Source organism: Pseudarthrobacter sp. MDT3-1 (assembly GCF_054510755.1).
Genome location: NZ_JBTNDX010000008.1, coordinates 137,024 through 162,016, shown reverse-complemented (window position 1 = coordinate 162,016; position 24,993 = coordinate 137,024). Strand labels below are relative to the sequence as shown.

At 63.3% G+C, this 24,993-nt stretch carries 13 protein-coding genes and 1 tRNA gene; 8 read left to right on the top strand and 6 right to left on the bottom strand.

From position 1 onward, the window contains the following. Positions 1-153: 153 nt before the first annotated feature. The 6 genes from ACX80X_RS08635 to ACX80X_RS08610 all read right to left on the bottom strand — a co-directional run bounded on the left by ACX80X_RS08635 (position 154) and on the right by ACX80X_RS08610 (position 13,675). Positions 154-4,389 carry a sacsin N-terminal ATP-binding-like domain-containing protein gene (locus tag ACX80X_RS08635; RefSeq protein ID WP_459311742.1) on the bottom strand — a complete coding sequence of 1,412 codons (4,236 nt, stop codon included), beginning with the start codon at positions 4,387-4,389 and terminating at the stop codon, positions 154-156. Between the two features lie 538 nt (positions 4,390-4,927). Continuing rightward, positions 4,928-9,748 carry a DEAD/DEAH box helicase gene (locus ACX80X_RS08630; protein ID WP_459311740.1) on the bottom strand — a complete coding sequence of 1,607 codons (4,821 nt, stop codon included), beginning with the start codon at positions 9,746-9,748 and terminating at the stop codon, positions 4,928-4,930. A gap of 873 nt (positions 9,749-10,621) precedes the next feature. Further along, positions 10,622-10,694 (bottom strand) — tRNA-Arg (locus ACX80X_RS08625). Positions 10,695-10,772: 78 nt separating this feature from the next. Continuing rightward, complete coding sequence (locus ACX80X_RS08620; RefSeq protein WP_252613424.1) at positions 10,773-12,335, bottom strand: ferredoxin--NADP reductase; 1,563 nt, start codon at positions 12,333-12,335, stop codon at positions 10,773-10,775. Next, entirely contained in the window at positions 12,332-13,198 is an 867-nt protein-coding gene (locus tag ACX80X_RS08615) for an FAD:protein FMN transferase (protein ID WP_252613426.1), read from the bottom strand. The genes ACX80X_RS08620 and ACX80X_RS08615 overlap by 4 nt, the downstream gene beginning before the upstream one ends. Before the next feature lie 3 nt (positions 13,199-13,201). After that, the gene (locus tag ACX80X_RS08610; protein ID WP_252600098.1) at positions 13,202-13,675 is read right to left on the bottom strand and encodes an FMN-binding protein; all 474 of its coding nucleotides are present in this window, start codon (positions 13,673-13,675) and stop codon (positions 13,202-13,204) included. A gap of 171 nt (positions 13,676-13,846) precedes the next feature. Between ACX80X_RS08610 and argS the strand changes: the two genes are divergently transcribed. From argS to prmC, 8 genes are all read left to right on the top strand, one after another. Continuing rightward, positions 13,847-15,496 (top strand): arginine--tRNA ligase, encoded by a 1,650-nt coding sequence (argS, locus tag ACX80X_RS08605; RefSeq protein ID WP_252600097.1) that lies wholly within the window; start codon positions 13,847-13,849, stop codon positions 15,494-15,496. A gap of 5 nt (positions 15,497-15,501) precedes the next feature. Beyond that, positions 15,502-17,007, top strand: coding sequence for a diaminopimelate decarboxylase (lysA, locus tag ACX80X_RS08600; protein ID WP_252600096.1), 1,506 nt, complete (start codon positions 15,502-15,504; stop codon positions 17,005-17,007). After that, positions 17,000-18,316: a homoserine dehydrogenase gene (locus tag ACX80X_RS08595; RefSeq protein ID WP_252600095.1), complete on the top strand. Its 1,317-nt coding sequence runs from the start codon at positions 17,000-17,002 to the stop codon at positions 18,314-18,316. The genes lysA and ACX80X_RS08595 overlap by 8 nt, the downstream gene beginning before the upstream one ends. Next, positions 18,317-19,423, top strand: coding sequence for a threonine synthase (thrC, locus tag ACX80X_RS08590; protein ID WP_141140976.1), 1,107 nt, complete (start codon positions 18,317-18,319; stop codon positions 19,421-19,423). A gap of 2 nt (positions 19,424-19,425) precedes the next feature. Continuing rightward, on the top strand, positions 19,426-20,400 hold the full coding sequence (gene thrB / locus ACX80X_RS08585) for a homoserine kinase (protein ID WP_459311738.1): 975 nt from the start codon (positions 19,426-19,428) through the stop codon (positions 20,398-20,400). Positions 20,401-20,696: 296 nt separating this feature from the next. Continuing rightward, a complete protein-coding gene (rho, locus tag ACX80X_RS08580) occupies positions 20,697-22,916 on the top strand; it encodes a transcription termination factor Rho (protein WP_459311736.1) in 2,220 nt (739 codons plus the stop codon). A 108-nt stretch (positions 22,917-23,024) separates the two neighbouring features. After that, positions 23,025-24,098, top strand: coding sequence for a peptide chain release factor 1 (gene prfA / locus ACX80X_RS08575; protein ID WP_058932004.1), 1,074 nt, complete (start codon positions 23,025-23,027; stop codon positions 24,096-24,098). A gap of 12 nt (positions 24,099-24,110) precedes the next feature. Then, positions 24,111-24,980: a peptide chain release factor N(5)-glutamine methyltransferase gene (prmC, locus tag ACX80X_RS08570; protein ID WP_104061165.1), complete on the top strand. Its 870-nt coding sequence runs from the start codon at positions 24,111-24,113 to the stop codon at positions 24,978-24,980. The last annotated feature ends 13 nt before the right edge of the window (positions 24,981-24,993 follow it).

Genomic DNA, 24,993 nt, shown 5'->3' with positions numbered 1-24,993 from the left:
CACTGTGTGTGATGGGCTGAACGCGATAAGGATAAAACGATTGGTTGATGAGACCACGTCGTAAGTAGACGATATCTTTTTCAGAACCCGGGTTTAGCGCCGCTCCGGGCTGGACCGAGACTACTTGAAGTCCTTCGTCGCTCATCCTCGGCGTCACCCACCAGAGCGGAGCGTCATCTGCGCCTTCGCAAGCAGCAAGTGCCCTTTGCCATCCTTGATCAATCCAAGCGGATCTGCCCACCTCGTGATCGTTGGCACTGCGGCGTCGACGTCAGTCACCCGATAGATGTAGTACCGACTCCGGCGCACCGTGGCCTCGATCAGCTCGCCGCGCGAAATGTAGAACGCCTCCGTGGGATCGGCGCCGTTCGTCGATTTGACTTCAATGTAGATCAGCTGGTCGTCTTCATCAACGCTGGTCATGTCGAACGGCGACAGCTCGTCGACCTTGGACACCCAGCGAACCGAGTCGGGGTTCTTGCCGTGCTTCTTCAATCGTTGACGTTCAGCGTGGTACACCACCTCTTCGCCACGTTTGCCGATGCGGCGATTCTCTTGCTCGATGTGAATGCTCGGCGCCGTGCTGTAGCCGCCTCCTTGGTGACCGTTCTGCTTGGTAGCGCCGGAATCCCCGGACTTGGGCGGTACGCCATTAACGATGCTGACAGCCGAGAAGTCGACAGGCGGTGGGGGAATCTTAGGCGAGGGCTTGCTCGCCGCCTCCTGTACGTCCTCGGCCGACTCATTGTCCCTCGGGTCGTTCGTGCTGCTGCTGGTCTCCGGGACCTGCTCCGAGACGTCTCCCGCTTGACTTGTTGCCAGCGCAGCCATGCCAAGCAAAAAACCTTCGTCCTCGTCACTCGGCTCGAGCAGGAGCGAATCGAGGACGTTAGTGAGTTCCTCCTCGTCCTCCTGCGCCAGATTGAGCAGCCGGCGGGCCTCCGTGATGTCCTGTGGCTGGATCTGGCGGTCGGCCATCATGCGCTGACGGTCGTCGGCGGAGGCCGTTAGCAGCATGGTGAACGCATCGGATAGGGTCGGCACGTTCAAGTACTGGGCCAGTTGTCGTCCGAGTGGGAACCAGTGCGGCTGGCCGGTTGCCGGGTCGAGTTCAAGGTAGGCCGTGCCGACATTGATCGTGCGGCGGCTTCGTTTCTCAGAACGGCTCGCGATGTAGCAGACGGCATCCTCGCGGAAGACCTTAGTGCCGTCGTACTCATACGTGAGGACCAGCCGTTCGCAGACGACGAGTTCTAGCTTCCGGAGCGCTGGGCGGACTCGGTTCTCGGCGCTCGAGTTCTCGGCACGCACCAGCGCAAATAGGTACGGCTTGATGTTGTTGATGCGCCGCCTTACGTCGTCGTAGACCGCGCCGTGGTCCTCTCCGAAAGCAAGTGCCGAGGTGATAACGGCGTCGTCGAGCCTGGCCAGCGCGAGGTAGCGGGTCAGCTTCGTCAATCCGGCCTCGGCGGAGAGCAGTGGGCGCTGCTTCTCGAAAGTGTCCCGAAGCAGCGGATCGTCGGCATAGGGTGGCTGCGCCACGAACTGTGTGACGCCGTCTTGGCTGGCCAGTAGCCTCACAGTTTCTGGTGCAGAGTGTGGCTCTGGCTCGTCCCGGAGTACATCGTGCAAGGTGCGCTGGACCCAGCGTGCGCCCTGGTCGATCTCACGGTTCGTGTCCTCGGCCGCGTCGGCCTCATCGGCGATGCTCTCCAGCAGCACCAGCAGGTCAGCGACACGCGGACGGCCGGCGTCCGTGAGATGCAGCACTGCGGCCAGGCCGGCGCCGCCATGGGTTTGGTACATCGCCTCGCTGATTCGCGGGATGCGCTCCTGGATTCGGCGCGGCGTTTGCGCAGCCTCGATCCACGCCTCCGACGGACGGACGAGATCTGGCACGTTGCCTCGGTCGACCGCTACCCACGCATGAGACCGCAGCGTGTAGGCAAACAGAGAAGGCGCGGGACGGCCACGATCGCCGACATGGCTGCCGTGGACGCAGTAGAAGAGAGCCTGCAGGCCGTCCTCGTAGACCGAGCCCCACCGCCGGGCAAGCTGGTTCCAGAGCGCCATGAGCCGGACCGGTTCCTTGGACGCGATGAGTTCTTCGAGGCGGTCAAGGCGGTAAGACTCTCGCAGTTGCTGAGACTGGGTATGGCCCTGTGGGCACTGCGTTGCTGCCTTGACCTCGGGCAGCTCGAACCACTCCCGGAAAAGCCCGCCGCGGTGGGGATGCCTACCGCTATTGACCATGTAGCCGTACGTCTCAGCTGGCTTGGCAACGTCGAGGCGCGGATACGCAACCACGCCGAGCATGCGATAGAAGTCAAAGTCGTCCTGGCGACGTTCGGACTCCTCCGGCGGCTCGATGTCGAGGAACTCTACCTCGCCGAAGGGACCGTAGATGACTTCCAACTCATCGGAACCAGACCACGGTGCATTGAAGTAGATCTCGGCTGCTGGACGCAGCTCGTGGACGGAGCCGTCTGCCGTTCGGGCAGGAAGGAGCACTCGCCCTAGCACCGGCTCAAGATCTTCGTTGCCCTGTAGCCGTACCTGCCGATAGGCCCGCAGACCGGCTATGGCGCCATCCCGTGCATGGGGATCGGCCTCGGGATCGCTCAGAATCTTGATCAGGAACTCGCGGATGAGTTCGCGCCACTCGAATGGCTTGATCCCTAGATCGCGGAGGAGTTTCTGCACGTCCTCCGCGTCGGGGACAAACGCGATGGGAACCGGCAGGTTTTCCGGAATGGTGACTTCACCGCGTTCCCGTGGGAAGAAGATGGTGTCCGTGGTTGGCGTCAGCATCTGCCCCGCAGTACCCAGGACTATCGGAGCCTTCTTGAGTTCGTTGACGATTTTGGTCCCGACTGCCTCGCGCCACTCCGCTAGGAAGCGGTAGTAGTTCTCGGCAGTTTCTCGTGTCGGCGCTGTCAGTAGCGCGATGAACTCACCAACCCCCATCTCATCGGTGTCAGGCGCACCAGCGAGGAAGGTCTTGATCGCAACGAGCCGTTCGACGTCCGGACGCAGCGTGTGGGCTGGGTCGAGGTTGGTCAACTCATGCGCCTTGGCGGGATCCGGCAGGCTTCGCGGCAGGAGACGGATATCTGCGGGACGCCGCAATGAACCGTCGGCAGCGGGCAGGAACGGTGAATCGAGCAGCGCTTCGGTCCAGCGCTTGCGTATGGCGGTTCCGCCCGCGCCGGCTGGGGGGTTGATAGCTGGAACCAGTGCCTCGATTGCGGCCGAACTCGCCTGAGTCCGCCGGACCAGATCTGGAGCGACTGTCGACCTGAGATGATCCGCCATGGCTCGGACCAGCATGCGGTTGAACTGCGCCGCTTCAGGCGTAGTCGCGATCAGACGTCGGTCCATGCTCAGCATCCACTCGGCGTGGACGGCCATGTGCAGCCCTGGCTGTTCGTCGGTCGGGAAGTAGACGTGCAGTGGGAATGTCTCGTCGACGCGCGGCTGGCCATGTCCGTCCACCGGCACAGCGATGGCGAAGCGAACCTCGTCTATCTCCTTCCACGATTCCCCGAGGGGTTCGAGCACTGCAGGGTCTGGGGCTACAGACCCTCGATAGATGAACCACTCTTCGGCGCGGCTGTTGGTTTCGAGCAGGACGTGCTCGGCGTCGGCGTCCGGGTTGCGGACGATCTCAGACGAGAAGTCGCCGCATGTGCCTTCCAGCTCCAGATGATCAACGTGCGGCAGAAAGAGCAGCAGCCGAGACGCGAGGTTCTCAAGAAGATCCTCTTCAACCGTCGACCGTTCGACGCCGTCTCGGAAGGGGAGACGGATGACCGTCGTAAAGCCAATCGCGCGCAGCGTGTCGATAGCGGCAGCATCGGGTTCGAGGTCCGCCTGCTCGACAGGGAACGGGAAGGCGTAGATCGGCAGCTTCTGACGCGCTGGCAACGAGCCGAGAAACTCGCTGACAGCAGCACTCACCCGCGCGCCATTGAACTGGAATGAAGACAGAGCAGAGACGATCTGCGGATGATCGGTGATCTCCCCAACGGACTTAAACCCAAGCCCCTTGTGACCGACCGATTCGCCCGGGCCCTTGGAAGATCTTCCGAGCGAGCAGATGGCTTCGACCTGCGGATCCCCAAACCCGGAACCGTTGTCGGCTACGATCAAGGCGGTTTCGGTCAGGAGAAAGTGTGCGCGGCCGCGTGTGCCGGTGTCACGTGAGGCGTCGTTGGCGTTCTGCAGCAGCTCGAAGGGGTAGCGGCCAGTGTACTGCTGTCGAACCAACTCCTGTGCGCTACCACGCTCATCCAAACTCTTGAGTGCGCTCTCTCGCAAATCGTTCTCGACCTGGACGCGGATGGACGCCAGCTCGCGCCCGCAAAGTCTCGTCGTGACGTTGTCCACTATTATCCTCTCGTGTGAGTAGCAGGGCTCTACCCCCTCCCGAGGACTGCGCCCGCTTCCACTGTGGCTTATGCCGCATCGACTTCGATGCCAGGCACTAATCCCACCACAAGTCCCCGACATTCCGCACTTAGTCCGCGCCGCGCAATACGGAAGGGCAGCGGCGGACCGGTCCTCATGGCCGCAATGAACTTAGCCCCGCCACCAACTTTGTCATTGAGGCGGCACGGTCAACTGCCTCGTCACCGGAATGAGCTACAGGCCGCCAAACCGGGCTTCGAAGGGACCGTTATGCGAACTAAGAGCACAATCAAGGCCTTCTAGAATGGTGCTCCGGAAGTGCTAGGGTGTCTGGGCATGGCTGGCATCAGGCGCGAATAGTCAATGCTTTCGAGGGACGTTGGCACGAACGTCAGCGGGCTGGGCTTCATTTAGCACCCACCGCTGGTACTGGGGTGGTCCGGGTATTTCTTACGGAGATCATCCCGGACGACCTTTCCCGGTCGCTGCTCATAGCTTCAGCTAACTGCGACTGTCCTTATTCCAAGATCTCGAGTTCAGGTAACGCTTCAACGATCTTGTTAGTCTCTACCGATACTGCGACGATGCGCTTGATGAGGTCCAAGATGTAACGGGGGTTGCCGATCTCGCGGCAGTAGTCGTTGGGGTCATTGGTTATCTGCGAGTCCTTGTGGGTGCTGACTTGGTAGCGGTCGATGATCCACTCGAGGGCAGACTTGCCGTTGACCTGGTATTCGTACGCCTCATCCGGGATTCCAGCGAGCGTGATCCGCTGGTTGTAGATAATCCGTGAGCGGTCCTTGCGGGCACCGAAGGACAACCTGTTCACGCGGTAGAAGTCGTGGAGGTCGCCGGCAGGTTCGCCTTGGACGATCTCCTCGAGCGCGTAGGGCTCAACAGTTTCGTAGTTGAGGTGGAGGTCGGCGAGCTGGCGGCCAGCTTTACTGAAACCCCAGAAGCCCTTTACCTTCGGGATCCGTGGCAGCATCTTCATCAGGTCAGCCTTGTACGTCTCCTTGTATGTCAGGCTGTGCAGCACGCCATAAACGTAGTAGAAGATGTCTTCCTTGTTGATGGCGTCTTCGTAGAAGCCTCGGTAAGTAGCCAGTGTCGCATCGGTGATGTTCTCCCTACGCACATAACCATCGACGACTGTGGCGTTTCCATTCGTCAACGGGAGCTCGCCTTCGGGGACAGGCTCGTAGGTGTAGAGGCTGAAGCATTGACTGTCACCATTGAAATGCAGGTCCGGGAGCGCCGCGACGATTAGGGCTTCCGACGCCTTCCGCCGATCCGCATTGGTGGTGATAACAATGTTCGTGTGGGATGGCGTGGGAAACAACTTCGGCAGCTGATAGACCCTGGTGTTCACTGCCCGATCGAAGTAGCAGATCTGCCGGCAAAACGGCCTGTAAGCAATCTGCACCACTCTTGATGCAGAAAATTGTAGAAGCCTGCGGCGAGCCAGATCCTCGCCCAGATTCGCACTCCAACTAATGAGCATTGGATCCAAGTTGAGCGTAGCGGACGGGTTCCCATGCAACCGAGCTGACTCGGAATTAAAGTGGCCCATCATCCTTTTCACATTGGACTCCACGCTGGTTCTACCGAATCCGGTGACCCAGGAGTCCCTGCCCGTGGCAAGCCCAAGGGAATAGTTCTGAAAAATGGCGTGGGTGGCTGTCTTACCTTTAGTGGCTTTGTCTCCGACGGGTTGGAAGTCGTCGTAGCGTTCGTCGCGATGGTTGATCCAGTCGCCGTGCCCATTGGGTGTGATCGTTTCCCAGTCGGTGCCTTCGAGCGACTCTTCGATCGAGAGCGTATCAAGCTTCTGTTCGCGGGACTGGTAGTCGCCGATGTCCCGAAATTGAATATCGGCGGGACCAGTGTGGGCGGAATTCTTGATCAAAACGCAGACCGCGACTGGGGTCATGATCGGAAAAACATTGCCGCCTTCGCGTTTCGCGGCGTCTCCGCTTCGGCCACGGATCCCGCCACGGAGGTCGTAGACGAAGATCCTGCTGAACTCTGTGGCAAATGTCTTGCGGATACCATCCATTGCGTTCGCATCGATGAAGCTGCCGTTGGAAACGAAAGCGATCACGCCGTCTTGCTTAATACGATTGGAAGCCCAGCGAATCCCTCGGATAAAGGAGTCCATCAGGTTCTTGGTGGAGGATGCACTGGAAAGCTTGGCATATGTACTAGAGATGGAAGCATCTAAGACCGGGTAAGCCTGGTTTTGGTTGTTGTCGTTAGCGCTGGTCTGCCCCGCCGAATAAGGTGGATTCATGACGATGACTTGAATCTCGGCGTTCTTCTGGCGTTTCACCCGCTCCGAGTTTTCCGGAAAGAACTCGCTCGATTCTACCTGGCCGTCGGACTCGTTGAGCTGGAACGTGTCGGTCAGGGCGATGCCGTCGAAAGGGACGTAACCATTGTGGAGGCCGTGCCGTGCGGACTCTTCCGCAAAAACGGTCTCGATGTTGATCGCTGCAATGTAGTAACTCAGCAGCACGATCTCGTTGGCGAAGAGTTCCCGGGTGTATTTCCGATGCAGATCCTCCGGTTTGATCAGTCCGGACTGCAGCAGCCGGGTGACAAAAGTCCCGGTGCCAACGAAAGGCTCGAGGATGGAGACGCCTTCGTCGGAAAGGGATTTGCCGAACTCCAGCCGCAGCGCGGCGTCCGCCGACCGAAGGATGTAGTCGACAATGGGTACGGGGGTGAACACGATGCCGAGCCGGTCAGCAACCCGGGGGAAGGCGTTGCGAAAGAAGTTGTCGTAGAGCTCCAGAATGATCTTCTGTTTGGCGGCCGCGTTGTCGATGGACTTCACCCGGGCGCGGACGGAGTCGTAGAACTTCTCCAGACCGGCGCGCTCCTTCTCGAAGGCCGAGTGGTCATCAAGCTGGCTGAGTATGTTCTGCATCGCGAGGGACACCGGGTTGTGTTCGGTGAAGTTGGAGTCGGTAAACATGGCGTCAAACACGGGCTTGGTGACCAGGTGCTGGGCGAGCATTTCCACGGCCTGGGCCTGGTCGATGTCCGGGTTCAGGTTCTCCTGCAGGCCTTGGATGAAGTCATTGAATGCTTTGCGGTGGTCGCTGTCAGCCTGTTCGAGCAGGTTGTTAATCAGGACAATGTGCTTGTTGGCGATGTCCGCGATGTCCTTAGACCAGTCCTCCCAGTACATCCGGCTGCCGCATTTGTCCACGATCTTCGCGTAGACGGCGTCCTTCCAGTCCGCCACCGGAAACTGGAGCGTGCCCTGTTCCCAGTCCTTGTCCTCCGGTTCAACGTGCTCCGGATCGCCGATACCTGGGCCCTTCTTTTTCTTCGGCACCAGGTCCACCGTCTCGATCACGATGGACTCAGGCGCGTTATGGTTGAGCTCGATCTGGTTGATCGATGCATCCATCCGCTCGTCGTGGGCGCGGAGGGCCTGAAGGACCTGCCAGACCACCTTGTAGCGGGTGTTGTCCTTTAGCGCTTCGGAGGTGGACATGCCCTCCGGGATGGCGATGGGCAGCACGATGTAGCCGAACTGTTTGCCCTTGGCGATTCGCATGACCCGTCCAACAGCCTGAATCACGTCCACCATGGAATTACGCGGGTTCAGGAACATCACGGCATCCAGCGAGGGCACGTCGACGCCTTCGGTGAGGCAGCGGGCATTGGTGAGGATCCGACACGTGGGCTGGCCCCCGTCGTGGTTGAAGTCTTCCTTAAGCCAGTCCAGGCGTTCGGCACGGGCGACAGCGTTGAAGCCACCGTCGATGTGCTTGACCTGGACCTTGAGGTCGTCGGTGTGGTCGTCGTTGTCCAGGTTGGTCAGATGCACTCGTACAAGGTCCTCAAACTCGGACTCGACTAGTTTGGAGGACTTGATGTCGCGGTTGAATGCGACGGCCCGCTGCATCGGGGCAAGGTCGTTGCCGAAGGAGGTCTCGTGCACTCCGGAGCGGCGCTTGGCTAGGCCGTTCCAGCAGCCGATCAGCTTGGCGACGTCGTCGATGTTCAGCTCCATGTTGGAGTCAGCGAGCTGGTCCTGGAAGGAGGAAACCACCTGGGTCTCTTCGACTCCCAAGACCAGGACTTTGTAGTCCGCCAGGAGCTTTTTGGTGACGGCTTCACCGAAGCCGATACGGTAGAACACCGGGCCGTACATGGATTCGTCATCCATAGAGCACAGGATGGCGTCCTTCTCGATGGCCGCGTTCTTAGTGTCGTCGTTGAAGAGGCGCGGCGTTGCCGTCATATACAGCCGCTTGCCGCCGGCAATGACGTCATTGCGGTGGACCTTGACGAAGTGCGATTCCTCGGTGCCCGCCAGGGTGGCGCCGGTGGTGCGGTGGGCTTCATCACAGATGATGAGGTCGAAGTCGGGCAGGCCCGCCTGCTGGGCCTGGGCGACGGCGTCGATAGATTGGTAGGTGGAGAAGACGACGGTCATGCCCTCGTCCAGTTCCTTCTTGCCCATGGCATCGACCAGAGTCTTGCCGTCAGTGGTGGCCGGGATCTGCAGGTCGTGGATGGCAACATCCGTCAGGTCCGAGTTCTTCTGCCGGCCGACCTTTACGTCCGAGCAAACAGCGTAGGCGTGTATCGGCTGCTCGGTCTCGTCCGACCATTCCTTCAACGACTGGGACATCAGTGCCAGGGACGGGACCAGGAAGAGGATGCGGGCGTGGCCTTCCATCTCGGCGAAGCGTTCGGCCACCTTGAGCGCTGTGAAGGTCTTGCCGGTGCCGCAGGCCATTATGAGTTTGCCGCGGTTGTTGTCGATGAAGCCCTTCATCGTGGCGGTGACGGCGTCGTGCTGGTGCGGACGGAGCTGCTTCTTATCGTGCAGCTTGGGAGCCTTTGAGGGGTCGGTCAGCTCATATGTGGACCAGTCGATATTAGAGTGCCGGAAATCGGAGAGGCCGATGCGCTGGACCGGTATGTGCTGATTGTCCAGCATTTCCTCGGCGTTCTGAGTCCACTTCGAGGTGGTGGACACGACAAGCCGGTGGGTGAACGGTTCCTTGCCCGAGGCTGAGATGAACGAGTCGATGTCGCTTTTCTGCATGTTGTGCGTCTCGGCGTAGAACTTGCACTGGATCGCCGTGATCCCACCGTCGGCACGCTCGGCCACCAGATCGATGCCGGTGTCCGGCTTCCCGTTACGGCCCGGCCAGTCCCGCCATAGCCAGACGTTTGTGTACTGGGGTGCCTGGACGCCGTCGTGCTCCAAGTACTGCTCGATTAACTGCTCAAAGTAGCTGCCCTTCATCCGTTCCGAATCCGCAAGGTCTCGGTACGAATCAAGAAGTTGGTCAAAAGTAGTCGACACAGAGGCCCCCAGTGGCAAGTCAGGCATTAGAGAACCGGCTCGCGCCGGTACTACTGATGATATGGCTCATCGAGGGTTCAATCATGCAGGGACGGGCGGAGAGGCGATCCCGGTTGCCATCTTGTACTCCCCGGCCTCTCGCCAGGGACATCGGGCTGGATCTAAACCATCGACGATTATGGCGCCCTTCGCGCGTCGCGAACGAACGGCTCTCAGGAGCCCGATGACCCGTCCTATCCCGCGGCTCGCCGCGCGGGCGGCACGGCTCACTTGGATGGCGCCAGGGCTGGATGCCTCCCGGCGCAGCCGGGGGGGTCACCTACCAAGGGAATACCAGAGGGCCACCCCAGAACTTGGCTGACCGCGGCTGATCCAGGCTGAATCCTCAGTTCCACTGGGCAAGAAAAAACCCCGTAGTTCCCATGCAAACACTGGGAACTACGGGGTTCTAGCTGGTGGCTCCGACCGGCGTCGATCCGGTGACCTTTCGATTTTCAGTCGGAAGTTCGAGGAGAAGCGTGTTTTCCGAGGTCGGGCGAGCACGCGATTGCCACGAAGAGCGCAAGGACAGGGGCCCCATTTCCCGAGCGAAGCCCCGACGCCTTCCGCCAACGCCACGAATGGATGTTATGTAAGCCCCAGCGGCCTGGGGCAGCCTTGCTTGCCAGCCAAGAAATTCAAAGCAGTGAGGCGCACGGCGCGGCCCCTCGATAATCCATGCCCGTCACAGCCACACTGACATCGTAGGTGACATAAAAGCGACATCGACGTTGGGAAAAGGTGGTCATCGGAGGTCATGCATAACCATCAAGCGCTGTCAAGAGAGCAAGCAAAAACCCCGCCACTTCCTTGAAGTGGCGGGGTTTTTATCTGTGCCCTCGATTGGAATCGAACCAACGACCTTCTGCTCCGGAGGCAGACGCTCTATCCCCTGAGCTACGAGGGCAATTCAGGGATCCTGCCGTTGCCAGCGGGACGTCCTAGAGCTTAGCAGGAAGGTGCCTGCAAGGAAAAACGGCCCTGCTCAGTAGCCCGAAAAAGAGTCCACGTATACCCGGCGCGAGCCGGCCTTATGGGCTGCACGGCGCAGCGATGCGACGCTCGCAGGGGACCCGGAGATGTAGACAGCCCGGCCGGCAATGTCGGGAACGAGGGCCTTCAGGGAATCTCCGTCCAGACGGGCGCCAGCTGAAGCGCCCCCGGATTCCAGCGTCCCGGCATCGGTGATGAACGACGGCGGGACCGAACCGTCTGCGAGGCGTGCCAGGATGCGCGCCCCGGACGCCTGCAGCTCGGCAGTGTAGGCAATTTCGGCAGCGTTGCGCGCCAGCAGCAGGAGAACCACGTCCCGGTCCTGCGCGGCGCCGGAAGCCAGCTGCGCAAGATAGGGCGTGATACCGATGCCCGCGGCTATCAGGAGGACGGGGGCCCGGGGATCGCGGGGCAAGACAAAATCTCCGCCCACGGATGTGGCGGCCACCTCATCACCAGGCTTCAGGTCCAGCAGGACTTTCTTCGCCGCGGACAGGGGCTCCGCCGTCCGGACGCCAAACTTCACCGTCCCCGAACCGGGGGCGCTGGTCAAACTGAACACCCGGCGTCGGCCTTTACCGTCAGACTTGGCGTGCGGCAGATCCAGTTCCATGTACTGTCCCGGCACAAACCGGACGGGCCGGGACGGTTCAAAGGCGAACTCTGTGGTGCTGGGCGTCAGAGGGCGGGAGCCAGCGAACCGGAGCCTGAGCCCGCCGCGCTGGCCCACAAGGAACGCCAGCAGGTTGCCGACCAGCAGGGCCAGCTCCGGCGAGTTGGCGATGAAGCTGAAGTTGTACGGCACTGCGAACACCACACCAACCAGTGCGGCGAGCGCGAGCTGCTGCCAGCGGCGTGGAGCGAGGGTGAGCGGCTCCGTCAGCATAAAGCCGACGAAGAACAGCAGCGGCCGCTGCGCCAGGGCCTGCCAGAGTGCGCTGCCCAGGGTAAGCCCTGCCTGCAGCAGCTCAGCGCTCACAATTGATGTGGCAACCACAAGGAACACGGCCGCCATGAGCAACTTACGCGTCCGGTAGAGCACCAGGAGGACGCCCGGAACCAGCAGCCACAGCATGGCAGGCGTGGCGGCCCACCACGTTGCGATGTTCAGCCCCGTCAGCCCGGTGACAAACGCCCCGGCGGCGGCGGGGTTGAAGATGTGCCGGCCACGCCAGGCCAGCGCGTATTTCGAGGCGGAGGCCAGCACACAGGCCAAGGCCACTCCCGCCATATCCAGGGGCATAAAGGAGGGCCAGAAGAGGAAGTACAGGAGCAGGCCGGTGATCAGCGACGACTCGGAATGCGGGCGGACGTGGAAAAGGGCAGCCAGCCCTCGGTTGGACACGTAGGTCAGGCCAAGGCACAGCATCAAGTGCACCAGCATCTGCGGGATGCCGAAAGTGAGCCAGCCAAGGGCATTCAGCAGAAGGCTGTACGTGGCAAGGGCTGCCAGCACCAGCAGGATCAGCCGGTACATCGTGTACTTGCCCAGCAGGGTGTCCAGCCGGCCGGCAGTGAAAACGGCAGTTGCCTTGGGGGCGTCAACGGGGCTCATGAGAACAGTGTCCCTTCAAATCCGTCCGAGTAGGCAGCGCTTCCATCAGAAAAAACCGTCAGCCAGGAAAAATCGAAACTCCGTTCCAATTCTTTGCCCGGAACAAAGAACAGGGCGGTGGCCAGGGCATCGGCAACTACGGTGCTTTCTGCCATGGTCCACGTGGCTACCGCCGTACTGACGGGCAGCCCTGTTGCGCCATCGAGCACATGGTGCAGGCCGTCGCCCCACGCCCGTCTGTTTGAGGCTGACGCGCACAATGCGCCGCCTGCCAGCGGCACGGTCCCGATGGCCCTCGCCGGATCGTACGGGTGCTCCAACGCCACGGAGACCGGATCAGGCCCGCGGTGCAGCAGGTCGCCGCTGGCGTCAATCACGAAGGAGTCCACGCCGCAGGAGCGCAGCTCAATAGCGAGAAGGTCCACCAGCTGCCCCTTACCGGCGGCACCGATGTCCAGGACCAGGGGAGCGGTCGTGGTGAGCACGTTGCCGTCCCACGTCAGGACGTCCTCCCAGCGGGGTGCCGGAAGCGCGTTCCCTGCCGGCCGCAGGGAATAGGCGGCGTCGTACCCGAGGCGCTCCAGGCTGCCACCGATCAGCGGCGTCATTGCACCGCCGGTGACCTCATACAGCGAGCGGTACAGCCGGCCAAGGTCCGCCGCTTCCGGCGGCAGCTCATACCGCCCGGGCTGGCGGGCCATGGCACCGACGGTCGAATCGGACCTAAACCGGGACCAGTCGCCGTCGTACCGCTCCACCAAGGCGAGCAGCCGGGCACGGACGCTGGCGTCAAGCGGACGGGGGGTGGAGATTTCCCAACGGGTTCCGATCCCGTCGAAGCGGAAGTCCTCCGGGTCCGGCACGGCCTACTGGGCCTCGGCCTTGATCTTGTCCAGCGCCTGGTTGAAGCCGCCGCTGGTGAGCGAGGATCCTGCCACCTTGGAGACGTTGAGTTCGTCGATGCTCTTGCCCACAACCTGCGCTGCGATCCCGCCGGCGAATTCGCCCTGGAATTTCCGGGTGTTGGGGTTCGAGTGGTGCTGGGTGATGTTCACGGCCGTGACCGTGCCCGCGGCGAGCGTCAGCTCAACCCCCACGGTTTCGGTCCCGTTGGGGGAAACATAGGTGCCGTCAGCGCTGTAGGTGCCGTCCTGGTAGAGGGAGGCGCTGCTGGCCGGCGATGATGCCGTGCCGGAAGGGGCCGTCGTGGCGCCGGACGTGCTGTCGGAAGCCGCGGCGGGCACCGCGGGCGTGGCCGACGGCGCGCAGCCGGCCACCGTTCCAGCGAGGGACAGGCCGGCGATGCCGACGAAAACACTCTTGCGGACTGACGGTCTCATGATGGGGCTCGTTTCGTGGGCTGGGTGCTTGCGCTGTACTCAACGTCGGATTCAGCGTAATGGTTCACCCTGTGAATCAGCAGTGCGTCCGCTGTGAGGAAAAGTTGTGCGGAACCAGTCACGCACCACCCCCAAATTCGTCCCAGTGGCGGCCCCCGGTAGGCTAGAGGGGTGACTCCCGAAGAACTCTCCCTCGCCATATCCGCCTGCCTGAAAGACGCCGTCGCCGCCGGCGAAATCGCGCTTTCCGCATCAGCTGTCCCTGATGAGGTGCGCGTGGAGCGACCGAAGAACCGGGAACACGGCGACTGGGCCACCAGCATCGCCCTCCAGCTGTCCAAGCAGGCCGGCACCAACCCGCGCGAATTCGCCACCGTCCTGAGCGCCCGGCTGAAGTCCATCAACGGCGTCGCTGCCGTGGATATCGCTGGCCCCGGCTTCCTGAACATCACCGTGGACGCCGCCGCTGCGGGTGCCCTGGCGAAGGCCATCGTGGAAGCCGGACGTGACTACGGCACCACCACCACGCTCGCCGGCCACGTGGTGAACATGGAATTTGTGTCGGCGAACCCCACCGGTCCGCTGCACATCGGCCACACACGCTGGGCAGCCTTGGGCGATGCCATCGCACGTGTGCTGCGTGCTTCGGGCGCGGAGGTCACCGCCGAGTACTACATCAACGACGCCGGTTCGCAGATGAACGTGTTCGCAAACTCTGTTTACTCGCGGCTGCATGGACTTCCGGTGCCGGACGGCGGCTACCCGGGCCAGTACATCGCCGACCTCGGCCACGACGTCCTCACCCAGCACCCCGACATCCGCGAACTCACCGAGGTGGCGGCACTTCCTGTCATCCGCGCCGCCGCCTACAAGGCCCAGATGAAGGACATCAAGGACACCCTTGCCGATTTTGGCGTTGCGTTTGACGTCTACTTCTCAGAACAGGAACTGCACGACACCGGCCACATCGAAAATGCCGTCGCCCGCCTTCGCGAGCAGGGCCACGTGTTCGACGACGGCGGTGCGGTCTGGTTGCGCACCACCGACTTCGGGGACGACAAGGACCGCGTGATGATCCGCGCGAACGGTGAACCCACCTACTTTGCCGCGGACGCCGCGTACTACCTCTCCAAGAAGGACCGCGGCTTTACGGAAAAGATCTACCTCCTGGGCGCGGACCACCACGGTTACATCAACCGCCTCAAGGCCATTGCGGCCTGCGCGGGCGATGATCCCGAGGTGAACATCGAGGTGCTGATCGGCCAACTGGTGTCCGTTAACGGCGCCAAGCTGTCCAAGCGTGCCGGCAACATCATCGAGCTCAAGGACCTTATCGACTGGCTGGGCAAGGACGCCGTTCGTTATTCCCTGGCCCGCTTCCCGGCAGATTCCCCGCTCACCCTGGATCCCGATCTGCTGAAGAAGCACAGCAACGAGAACCCGGTGTTCTACGTCCAGTACGCCCACGCCCGGTCCCGCGGCACCGCCCGCAACGCCGTGGCTGCCGGCGTGGATCGGAGCGCGTTCGATGCTTCACTTCTGGATCACGCCACGGAAAACGAACTGCTCTCCTACCTGGGCAGCTACCCCTCGATTGTGGCCAAAGCCGCCGAACTGCGTGAACCCCACCGTGTGGCCCGCCATCTCGAGGTCATTGCCGGCGCCTACCACCGCTGGTACGACGCCTGCCGTGTTGCCCCGCAGGGCGACGAAGCCGTCACCGACGTCAACCGCACTCGCCTGTGGCTGAACGACGCCACCAGCCAGGTGCTGGCCAACGGACTGGATCTGCTGGGCGTGTCCGCACCGGAACGGATGTGAAACTGATGTCGGCACAGGAAACTTCGACGCAGAAGGTGTCAGCAGAGGACACCAACAGCGGATCCCCGCTGGCTCCCGAGTGGCTGGCCGTTCCCGCGGACCTGAATGCGCTCCACGAGCCCATGTGGGCGCAGGATGTGCGGAAGAACGACGCCGGTGAGCTCGCCATCGATGGCATCGCCGTCAGCGAGCTCAAGGCGCAGTTCGGCACGCCGCTCTTTGTGATGAGCGAGACAGACTTCCGGGCCCGCGCACGTTCCTTCAAGGACGCCTTTGATGCCGCGTTTGCCGACATCTGCGGGGGAGTGGACGTCTACTATGCTGGCAAGTCCTTCCTGTGCACAGCAGTAGCCGCCTGGGTGGCAGACGAAGGACTCCGGCTGGACACGTGTTCCGGCGGCGAGCTCGCGGTGGCGGCCCGGGCCGGCATCAAGGGCGAAAACCTGGGCCTGCACGGCAACAACAAATCCGACGCCGAGATCAACCGGGCGCTGGATATGAAGCTGGGACGAATTGTGGTGGACAGCCTCGATGAGCTGGACCGCGTTGCCAAAATCGCCTCGGGCCGCGGCGAAATTGCCAACGTTATGCTGCGCCTGACTCCCGGCGTCCACGCGCACACCCACGAGTTCATCGCCACCGCCCACGAGGACCAGAAGTTCGGTCTATCCATGGCCGGGGATACCACCGAGCAGGCCGGACTGTCAGCAGCGGAGGAGGCCGTGGCTGCGGCCACGGAATACGCCAGCATCGAACTGCTGGGCCTGCACTGCCACATCGGCTCGCAGATCTTCGAGCCGGACGGCTTTGAACTCGCCGCGCAGAAGCTCCTGCGCTTCCACGCTGCCATGCAGGAAAAGTACTCCATCGTGATGCCCGAGCTGGACCTCGGCGGCGGCTACGGCATTGCTTATACCCCGGTGGACACCCCGCGCCCCGCAGCTGACGTCGCGCAGGCGATGGCCGCCGTCGTGCGTTCCACGTGTGCTGAGCTGGGTATAACTGCTCCCCGGATTTCGATCGAACCCGGACGCGCGATTGTCGGCAGCACCACCTTCACGTTGTACGAGGTGGGTACCCTGAAAACTGTCCGCGTCGACGCGCCGGGCGATTCAGAGGCCAACGAGAACGTTACGCATCCGCGCCGCTATGTGTCAGTGGACGGAGGCATGAGCGATAACGCCCGCCCGGTGCTCTACGACGCGGATTATTCGGCGATTCTGGCCTCACGCACGTCCGCCGCGTCCCCGCAGCTGTCCCGCGTAGTGGGCAAACATTGCGAGAGCGGCGACATAGTTGTTAGAGATGTATATCTGCCCGAGGACGTGGCAGCCGGTGATCTGCTTGCTGTACCGGGGACCGGCGCCTATTGCTGGGCCCTGTCAAGCAACTACAACTATCTGGCCCGGCCGGGCGTTGTCGCGGTGCGCGGCGGATCTGCCCGGCTGATTGTCCGCGGGGAAACCGAAGAAGATCTGCTTAACCGCGACATGGGAGTGCCGAATGACTGAATTGCGAACCCTGAAAGTAGCCCTGCTGGGCTGTGGCAACGTTGGGGCCCAGGTTGCGCGGATTCTCATTGAGGACGCCGACGCCCTTGCCGCCCGTACCGGGGCCCGCCTGCAGCTCAGCGGCATCGCGGTGCGCAACGTCAATGCCAAGCGGGATGTGGACCTGCCGCAGGACCTCTTCACCACCGACGCCGACACCCTGGTCAAGGACGCCGACCTGGTGATCGAGCTTATGGGCGGGATCGAGCCTGCCCGCACGCTGATCCTCTCCGCGCTGCGCAACGGCGCCTGTGTAGTCACCGGCAACAAAGCCCTGCTCGCCCAGGACGGCCCCACTCTCTACGAAGAGGCGGACAAGGCCGGCGTGCAGCTGTCCTACGAGGCCGCCGTAGCCGGTGCCATCCCCATCCTGCGCCCCATCCGGGACAGTCTGGCCGGCGACCGCATTACCCGCGTGCTGGGTATCGTCAACGGCACCACCAACTTCATCCTGGACCAGATGGACTCCACCGGCGCGCAGTTCGCTGACGCCCTCGCCGAGGCCCAGCGCCTTGGCTACGCCGAAGCTGACCCCACCGCCGATATCGAAGGCCACGACGCCGCCTCCAAGGCCGCCATTCTCGCGTCGCTGTCCTTCCACACCCGCTTCGCCCTGGAGAACGTCCACTGCGAAGGCATCACGTCCGTCAGCGCGGCGGACATCGCTGCAGCCAAGGACGCCGGATTTGTCATCAAACTGCTGGCCATTGCCGAAAAGCTCACGGATGCCGACGGCGGCGAAGGCGTTTCCGTGCGCGTGCACCCCACGCTGCTGCCGCGCGAGCACCCGCTGGCCGCCGTTCGTGGCGCGTTCAATGCGGTCTTCATCGAGGCGGAAAACGCCGGCGAGCTGATGTTCTACGGCCAGGGTGCCGGCGGAACCCCGACGGCGTCCGCCGTCCTGGGTGACCTTGTCTCGGCCGCCCGCCGCATTGTGCTGGGCGGCCCGGGACGCACGGAGACCACCACCGGCCACGTCCCGGCCCTGCCCATCGCCTCAGCCATCACCAGCTACTACATCGGCCTGGACGTCGCTGACCAGCCCGGCGTGCTGGCCCGGATCGCCCAGCTCTTTGCGGAGCACGGCGTGTCCATCGAAATCATGCGGCAGACCATCCACCGGGACGCAGAGTCCAACGTGGAGTCTGCCGAACTGCGGATCGTTACCCACCGCGCATCAGAGGCTGCCCTCGCAGCCACCGTCGAGGCCGTCAAAGGCCTGGACGTCATCAATTCAGTGACATCCGTTCTGCGGGTAGAAGGAGTCTAAGTGGCTCACCAATGGCGCGGCGTTATCCGCGAATACGCTGACCGGCTGCCCGTAACGGAATCCACCAGGGTCATCACGCTGGGCGAAGGCGGCACTCCGCTGGTCCACGCGCAGAAGCTCTCCGAGCTCACCGGTTCCACGGTGTACCTAAAGGTCGAGGGGATGAACCCCACCGGTTCGTTCAAGGACCGCGGCATGACCATGGCCATGACGGCCGCCGTCGCGTCCGGCGCCAAGGCCGTCGTGTGCGCGTCAACCGGCAACACCTCAGCGTCCGCCGCGGCCTACGCCACGGCAGCGGGACTGAAATGCGCTGTGCTGGTCCCCGAAGGCAAGATCTCCATGGGCAAGCTGAGCCAGGCCATCGCGCACGGCGCCACGCTGCTCCAGGTGGACGGCAACTTCGATAACTGCCTGGACATTGCACGGAAGCTGGGGGAGTCCTACCCGGTGTTCCTGGTCAACTCCGTGAACCCGGCCCGCATCCAGGGCCAGAAGACGGGCGCGTTTGAGATTGTTGATTCGCTCGGCGATGCTCCGGACATCCACGTCCTGCCCGTAGGCAACGCCGGCAACATCACGGCGTACTGGAAGGGCTACAAGGAGTACTCGGCGCCGTTCGAATCCGACACGGCCGGAACCTTGCCCGCCGTATCCACCAAAACCCCCCAGATGTGGGGCTTCCAGGCCGCCGGCGCGGCACCGTTCGTGGCAGGGCACCCCATCACGGAACCGGACACCATCGCCACTGCCATCCGGATCGGCAACCCGGCGTCCTGGGACGGTGCCATCGCGGCACGTGACGAGTCCGGCGGATTCATCGACGCCGTGACTGACGAACAGATCCTGGATGCCCACCGCTGGCTGTCCGCCCGCGAAGGCGTTTTTGTGGAGCCCGGCTCCGCCGCCGGTGTGGCCGGACTGCTCAAGAAGCACGCCGCCGGTGAAGTTCCGACCGGCAAGACCATCGTCATCACCGTGACCGGCCACGGCCTCAAGGACCCCCAGTGGGCCCTCCGGACCGAGGACGGCAGTGAAGTGCAGCCGGTCAAGGTCTCAAACGATGTCGTGACAGTCGCAGCTGAACTGGGACTGGAAGAAAAGTAGCCTTGGAAACCACCTCGCCCACCGCCGTTGACCTGCCCGTCATCGAAGCAGGCCAGCGCGTCACCGTCAGGGTCCCGGCCACAAGCGCCAACCTCGGACCGGGTTACGACAGCCTGGGCCTCGCCCTGGCACTGCACGACACCCTGACGGTGGAAAGCCTCGAATCCGCTGAGCTCGTCTTCGAGCTCAGCGGCGAGGGGGCGGACACGCTGCCGCAGGACGCCAGCCACCTGGTGGTCAGGGCGATGGAGGCTGCCTTTTCCCGGCTTGGTTACCGGCACGGCGGCCTCAGGATCACGGCGACGAACGTCAACCCCCATGGCCGGGGTCTGGGATCATCGGCGTCGGCAGTGGTGGCGGCCGTCTCGGCCGCCAATGCCATGGTGCCCGAAGCGGCGCGTCGCGGGCGGGACTGGATCCTGCAGTTGACCAGCGAGATGGAAGGCCATCCGGACAACGTCGCGCCCGCGATTTTCGGCGGACTGGCGCTGTCATGGCAGGACAGTGACCGGTACAGCAGCACGTGCGCTACCGTGGCCGGTTCCGTGATTCCCATCGTGGCCGTCCCCGATTTTGAATTGTCCACCGAGGCCGCGCGCGCCCTGCTGCCGGCGTCTGTGGGCCATCATGCGGCGGCCATGAACTCCGGACGGGCTGCGCTGCTGATCCACGCGCTGACCCAGAAGCCCGAGTTTCTGCACGCCGGCACGGAGGATTACCTGCACCAGAGCTACCGGGCCGAGGCGATGAGGCCCAGCGCGGCCCTCATCAGGGCACTGCGCAACTCCGGCCACGCGGCAGTGGTTTCGGGTGCCGGACCTACGGTCCTGGTTCTCGCCGACGGCGAAGCCGAAGCCGCCGAGGTCCTTGGGTTTATTGAGTCCTTTACAGAGGCGAACACGCCGGGGATCGGCTGGCGCGTGCTGAAGCTGGCAGTGGACGTCGAAGGTGCTAAGGTGGACTTGCACCGGCGGTAATTCCGCCTATCTGATCGGCAGCTGCATTCAGTTGTTAGTGATCTCCTACTGCGCAATATTTTCCGGTGCCGCCTGCTTGGTCTGTCGCAGGAATCTGCAGCTGAATTGTCTGCCCCTGAATCGTCAGCCCAGCGCCCCGCCATTAATCGGTGCGTGAGGTGAATCAGTATCCGGCCCTGCTGGCCGAAATCCAACCGGCAAGACCGAAAATGCGGCTGCAGATCTGAACTGCAGCCCAGATCAAATCATCGCGTCCAGCTCCCAGTCTGGACGCCGTCGAGGGGGAAGGATCCTTCGTGACCGAAACCACTGAGCTGTCTTCAGCTGTGGAACCATCAACTTCTGCTGCCGGATCGTCAACGGCCGCACCCGCCAAGAGCAGTGGCCTCGCCGGCCTCAAGCTCGCCCAGCTGCAGGCACTTGCCAGCCAGCTGGGGATTTCCGGTGGATCCCGCATGCGTAAGGGGGATCTGGTGACCGCCATTTCCGCCCATCGCGCAGGCACATCAGCCAGCAAGGCCCCGGCCAAGGCTGCCGAGAAGGCGACCGAAAACCACGTAGCCCCGGCCGCTGCCGTACCGGTGGCTGCCGCAAGCGAAACCTCGGAGGCCCCGGCCGCTGAGGGGACCCGTGCCCGTGGCCGTGGACGCAGCCGCCGCGCTGTCAGTGACGGAGTAGTTGCGGCCCCCGCCGCGGCAACGGCCACTGAAGCTCCGGCCGCCGCACCCGTTGAGGCTCCGGCGTCAGCGCCCGTTGAGGCCAGCGCAGCAGAGGGCGAACGCCGCCAGCCGCGCACCCGGAACCGCCGCCGCGGCGATGCGGCCGCCATGTCAACGCAGGCAGAAGCCACTGAGGCTCCGGCCGAGCAGCCCGCCGCTGAACAGCGCCAGGCTGACCGCACCGAAACCCAGCGCGCTGATTCCCAGCGCACAGAAACCCAGGGCGCCGAATCCGGCGACAGCCAGCGTGCTGACCGCCGCGAGAGCGGCCGCACCCGTGGCGCCCGCGACACCGCGGCCCGTGACACCGCGGCCCGTGACACCGCAGCCCGTGACACCGCAGCCCGTGAGACCGCCGATGGTGGCCGCGACAACGCAGGCAGCCGTGACGCCGGCCAGCGCGACGGCGCCCGTCGCGATGACAGCCGCGACAACGACGATTCCGACGGCGGCAGCCGCCGGAACCGCCGGAACCGCCGCGACCGGAACGACCGCAATGACCGGGGCGACCGCTCCGGTGGCGGCCAGGACAGCCGGGACAACTCGCGTAACGACCGCTTCCGCGACCGCAACGACCGCCGTCGGGGACGCACCCAGGGACCGGACGTCGACGACGTCGAGGTCACCGAGGACGACGTCCTGCTGCCCGTCGCTGGCATCCTGGACGTGCTGGAGAACTACGCGTTCATCCGCACCTCCGGTTACCTGCCGGGTCCGAACGACGTTTACGTCTCCCTCGCCCAGGTCAAGAAGTACAACCTGCGCAAGGGCGACGCCTGCGTCGGTGCCATTCGTGCACCGCGTGAAGGCGAAGACCGCAGCCAGCAGACCGCCCGCCAGAAATTCAACGCCCTGGTCCGCGTCACCTCCGTCAACGGAAAGACGCCGGAAGAGCTCAAGGACCGCGTCGAATTCGCCAAGCTGGTTCCGCTGTACCCGTCCGAGCGCCTGCGCCTTGAGACGGATCCCAAGAAGATCGGCCCCCGCGTCATCGACCTGGTCGCCCCGATCGGCAAGGGCCAGCGTGGCCTGATCGTCTCCCCGCCGAAGGCCGGCAAGACGCTCATCCTGCAGTCCATCGCTAACGCCATCACCATCAATAATCCTGAGGTCCACCTCATGATGGTGCTCGTTGACGAGCGTCCCGAAGAAGTCACGGACATGCAGCGCACTGTCAAGGGTGAGGTTATTGCCTCCACCTTCGACCGTCCGGCCGATGACCACACCACCGTGGCCGAGCTCTCCATCGAACGCGCCAAGCGCTTGGTGGAAATGGGCATGGACGTGGTGGTCCTCCTGGACTCCATGACCCGCCTGGGCCGCGCCTACAACCTGGCAGCACCGGCCTCCGGCCGTATCCTGTCCGGTGGCGTCGACTCCGCCGCGCTGTACCCGCCGAAGCGTTTCTTCGGTGCAGCCCGCAACATCGAAAACGGAGGCTCGCTGACCATCCTGGCAACCGCCCTCGTGGAGACCGGTTCCAAGATGGACGAGGTCATCTTCGAAGAGTTCAAGGGCACCGGCAACATGGAGCTCCGCCTGTCCCGCCAGCTGGCGGACAAACGCATCTTCCCGGCCGTGGACGTCAACGCGTCCGGCACACGCCGCGAAGAGAACCTGCTTTCCCCCGAGGAAGTCAAGATCATGTGGAAGCTGCGGCGCGTCCTTTCCGGACTCGAAACGCAGCAGAGCCTTGAGCTGCTGACCAACAAGATCCGGGAGACCGGGAGCAACGTCGAGTTCCTCATGCAGGTCCAGAAGACAACGCTTGGTGCGAAGTCGGATAACGACAAGTAGCTACGCTCACCGCTCAAAATATGCCGGCCCTTTGGCCGGCATATTTTGAGCGGTTCGTCGTTAAGTCTCGTGAAACTAGACTTGTAAGAGTCGAAAGAGGTTTTGAAAATGTTTGAGTCCGTACAGGGCCTGCTTGATGAGCATGATGCTATCCAGGCGCAGCTTGGTGATCCTGCTGTCTATGCTGACCAGCGGCTGGCCCGGAAGCTGGGGCGGCGTTCTGCGCAGCTCAATGGCATCGTGGAGGCATACAACAAGTGGCATGCCCTGGAGGACGACCTCGCCGCTGCGAAGGAAATGGCCTCGGAGGACCCTGAGTTTGCTGCCGAGGTTCCCGTGCTGGAAGAAGCGCTGGAGCAGGCTTCTGCGAAGCTGCGCAGGCTCCTCATTCCGCGGGACCCCGACGACGCCCGCAACGTGATCCTGGAGGTCAAAGGCGGCGAAGGCGGCGACGAAGCCGCGCTCTTCGCCGGCGACCTCCTGCGGATGTACACCCGGTACGCGGAATCACGCGGCTGGAAGACTGAACTCATCTCGGCCAACGAATCCGATCTCGGTGGCTACAAGGACGTCCAGATGGCCGTCAAGGGCAACTCGAACGATCCTGCCGAGGGCGTCTACGCACGGCTCAAGTTCGAAGGCGGCGTCCACCGCGTGCAGCGTGTGCCCGTCACCGAATCCCAGGGCCGCATCCACACCTCTGCCGCCGGCGTCCTGGTCCTTCCCGAAGTTGACGAGCCCGAAGAGCTGGACATCAACCAGAACGACCTCAAGATCGACGTCTACCGCTCGTCGGGTCCCGGTGGCCAGTCCGTGAACACTACGGACTCCGCTGTCCGTATCACGCACCTTCCCACCGGCATCGTGGTGGCCATGCAGAACGAGAAATCCCAGCTGCAGAACCGCGAAGCCGGCATGCGCGTGCTCCGCGCCCGCATTCTGGCGCACCAGCAGGAAATCATCGACGCCGAGAACTCGGCCCAGCGTAAATCCCAGATCCGCACCATGGACCGTTCTGAGCGCATCCGCACGTACAACTACCCGGAAAACCGGATCGCGGACCACCGCACCGGCTACAAGGCCTACAACCTGGACCAGGTCATGAACGGGGACCTGGAACCGGTCATCCAGTCCGCCATCGAGATGGACGAACAGGCACGCCTGGACGCCATCGGCGACTAGCCGCCGGCACCCATGACACTCGGGTCTGGGCAGTCCCTCGCGGCTGCCGTCAGCGAGGCCACGGTGATCCTCCGGGACGCCGGGGTCCCCAGCCCCCGCGTCGACGCGGAACTCCTGGCGGACCACCTGCTTGGTGTGGGGCTCGGGAGGCTCCGGGCGATGATGCTGGGGGACACTCCAGCGCCTGTTGGCTATGCCGAACTTGTCGCTGAACGGGCCCAACGGATCCCGCTGCAGCACATCACCGGAGTGGCGCACTTCAGGTATCTGGAGCTCGCCGTCGGGCCGGGGGTTTTTATCCCCCGGCCGGAAACAGAGTCCGTTGTGCAGCTGGTCATCGACCACGTCAAGGGGATGGCACACCCGCGGATTGTTGACCTGGGCACGGGCTCGGGCGCAATAGCCGGCTCCATCGCCCACGAGGTGCCCGGCGCTGAAGTCCACGCCGTGGAATACAGTCCGTTCGCGCACGCGTGGGCGGCCCGGAACCTGGCGCCCCTGGGCGTCAAGCTGGTGCTGGGGGACCTCCGCGACGCGCTGCCGGAACTTAACGGAACCTTCGACGTCGTAATCTCCAACCCGCCCTACATTCCCGCCGAAGCCATCCCGAATGAACCCGAAGTTGCCCTGCACGATCCTCCCGAAGCCCTGTACGGCGGGGGAGCGGACGGCATGGAACTTCCGACGGCGGCGGCCGCCTCGGCTGCCCGGCTGCTGGTTCCCGGCGGCTACTTCGTGATGGAACACGCGGAAGTCCAGGCCGGCTGGATCGCCGGCATGATGCAGCGGACGGGTGCTTGGCGGGAGATCACCACGCACCTGGACCTCAACGGCAAGGAACGCGCCACGAGCGCCGTCCTTGCCGGTCCGCACCACGAGTGATGAAAGAATAGGC